Raw genomic sequence first — 598 nt, forward strand, 5'->3', positions numbered from 1 at the left:
CTCCTGGCAGCCAACCTGTTGCCTGGCGGTTCGGTCTGGCGATGCCGGAGATGTCGGCTGCCCTGAGCAGCCGACCTACCCGGGCGATCCCCGATTCCCTGCCGTGAAGGGTGGGGGCCGGAGTGGCAGGTTTCGTGCGTTCACCGGCCGTTCCGCCCGCTTCCGCTTATCGCGTGTTCATCCGGCCGCCAGGTGCACGGCGAGCCAGACCGCCGGTGGTGTCGTGCTGGTGCGCTCGACCCGGTGGCGCTGATGGGCGGGGATGAGCAGCCAGTCCCCCGGGGCGAGTGTCGTGGTCTCCGGTCCGTCCTCGAAGCGCAGCTCGGCCTCGCCCTGCAGTAGCACGACCCACTCGTCCCACGCCTGGTCGTACCATTCCCCGGCCGGTGTGGCCTGGCCGGTGGAGACGATGCGCTCGATCCGCTCGCCTGTACCCTCGGCGAGGGTGTCGAAGCGCTCTTCCGCGAGGGTTTGGGGAACGTCCGCGAACAGATTGCCTCGGGTCATCCGGTACCCGTGCCGGTCGTGCGTGTGAATGGGGCGCCCGGGCGGTGGACCGCCCGGGCGCAAAGGCGTGTGGATTATACCCGCCGGGCGC

The 598-nt window shown here is 70.2% G+C and carries 1 protein-coding gene; it reads right to left on the reverse strand.

The features are described from left to right. Positions 1-177: 177 nt before the first annotated feature. Positions 178-507, reverse strand: coding sequence for a cupin domain-containing protein (locus tag G7A99_RS23810; protein WP_163144545.1), 330 nt, complete (start codon positions 505-507; stop codon positions 178-180). Positions 508-598 lie beyond the last annotated feature (91 nt).

This window comes from Arhodomonas sp. KWT (assembly GCF_010993615.1).